At 47.0% G+C, this 2,039-nt stretch carries 2 protein-coding genes and 1 pseudogene; 1 reads left to right on the top strand and 2 read right to left on the bottom strand.

What is annotated here, in order from left to right:
* Together Q0095_RS03690 and Q0095_RS03685 are read right to left on the bottom strand one after the other, a co-directional pair.
* Positions 1–686, bottom strand: a 686-nt coding sequence (locus tag Q0095_RS03690) for an FAD-binding protein (RefSeq protein WP_297881463.1), incomplete at its 3' end; no start/stop codon positions are given.
* Positions 673–1,401, bottom strand: a complete 729-nt coding sequence (locus Q0095_RS03685; protein WP_297881461.1) for a plasminogen-binding N-terminal domain-containing protein — start codon at positions 1,399–1,401, stop codon at positions 673–675. The genes Q0095_RS03690 and Q0095_RS03685, both read right to left, overlap by 14 nt.
* Before the next feature lie 138 nt (positions 1,402–1,539).
* Here Q0095_RS03685 and Q0095_RS03680 point away from each other — a divergent pair.
* Positions 1,540–2,039 (top strand): annotated as a pseudogene (locus Q0095_RS03680) (M23 family peptidase); the annotation flags it as partial.

The following is a 2,039-nucleotide window of genomic DNA, read 5'->3' as shown; positions in this document are numbered from 1 at the left end:
GGGAAAACGCCCATCGCGGTCTTTTTAAGCTTTGGCATTGAGATGAGCTTGAGTGTGATTTCGGTGATGATGGCAAGCGCACCTTCGCTTGCGATTAAAATTCCTGCCACGTTGAAGCCTGCGACATCTTTGATAGTGCGTTTGCCCGCTCGGATCACCTCGCCGTTAGGCAGTACCGCACGCAATGCCATTACGTAGTCTTTGGTGATGCCGTATTTTGCGGCGCGCATACCGCCGGAGTTTTCGGCGACATTGCCTCCTAGCGTGGAATAATCCTGGCTTGCGGGATCGGGCGGATAAAAAAGCCCGCGCGCTGCGGCTGCTTTTTGCAGATCGATATTTATGCAGCCGGGTTGGACTACGGCAAGTAGATTTTGCATGTCGATTTCTAGAATTTTATTCATATGTTTTTCAAATGCTAAAATCACTCCGCCGTTTGCGGCTAAAGATCCACCCGTAAAGCCGCTACCTGCGCCTCTTGGAACTACAGGGATTAAATTTTTGTTGCAGAATTTTAAAATTTGACTGACATCATCTTCACTTCGCGGGAAAAGCACGCCGTCCGGCAGACAGCGCCTTTTCGTCGCGTCGTAGCAGTATGCCGTGCGATGAGCCTCGTCAAAATAGGCATTATCCGCGCCTAATAGATTTGTAAAAAACGCTCGCGCAGCGCTATTCGTCGCCATCTAAGCCCAGCAAATAGCGGTAGTGTTTGTCGTAATCGCTGATCGGGCCATTAGTAAAATCCCAAATGACGGTCTTTATCTCGCCCACGCGCGAGTAAAATGGTAGCTGATAATAAGCTACGCTGCCGCTAGCAAACGTACGCAAAGGCTTGAAACTACCACAGTCGGCAAATACGCCTTGTTTGTCCATCGCGATAAAAATCAGTCCGGCGCTGTTTTGCGCGCAAATTTTACGAAAATCGTCACGGCTGGGATTTGGCTTGTGGTTGTAGCTAAGATAGGCGCCGCCAAGATCTGGGTGGATAAAATTTATATTCGGAAAAGCCTTGATAACCTGCTCGTAAATTTCAGCGTTAGGCGCGACGATTATGGCGCGGTCATAGAGGAAATTTAAGATCACTTTATCGCCGCTTGAGGGTAAAATTTTAGGCAGCGGCAGCGCCTCTTGAGCTAACATATCAAAAACCTCAAATCGCACCTTTGCCTTGCCTGCGCTTTTTTGCGTCACGACTGCGCGCGCGATGATGGAGCTCGCGCCGCTACCGAAATTATGCATCACAACTCCGCTGCTGCCTACGGCAATCGTAGGGCTATCTGTGATCTCGCCCGAACCATCCGTTACGCTAAGTAGGGCGGTTTCGTATCGCGGCATGTTAAATTCCGCCCCTATCGCCGCGCTTAAAAATAGACCTAAAATAAGTAAAGCTTTTTTCAAAATTCTGCTCCTGAATAAAATTTCGGCTAATTATACATAAAACTTTGAAATTAGCGATAAAATTCCGCGGTATTTACGAAATATAAGCGTTTTTTCGTTACAATCCCGCCTTAAAATAATATTTCAAAGCGGTTTTATATGACTAGAATTTTTATATTGCTTTTTCTGTGGATAGGCGTAGTTTTTGCGAACAACCCCAGCGTAGAGAAGTTTGCCTGGCCCGATGGCGTGAGTCTGCTGCAATTTATGGAAACCGCGGGCATCCCCGCATCTGTATATTACGACCTGGATAAAGAGGATCAAGAGCTTGCCGCCGAGGTACGAGCTGGCGTGGAGTGTCAAATTTTGCGTGATCCAGCAGGTCGCGTCTCCCAGCTGTTAATCCCCGTCAGTGAGGAGCTTCAGATCCACATTTACCGCGATAAATTCGGCACTTTTAGATTCGTTTATACTCCGATAGTTTATGAGGAAAACAGCTACTCTTTAGGAATTCAGATCGAAAGCTCGCCCTATCAAGACATCATCAAAGCTACGGGCAATGCGGCTTTAGCGAATGAGTTTATGCTTGTTTTTAAAAATGAGGTAAATTTTAAAAAGCTGCAAAAGGGCGATCGGCTTGTGATCTTGTATGAGCAAAA

It is taken from the genome of uncultured Campylobacter sp. (assembly GCF_938045535.1).
Classification (GTDB): Bacteria; Campylobacterota; Campylobacteria; order Campylobacterales; family Campylobacteraceae; genus Campylobacter_B.
The sequence above is the reverse complement of the archived record's forward strand: the minus strand, read 5'-3'. Positions and strand labels throughout refer to the sequence as shown.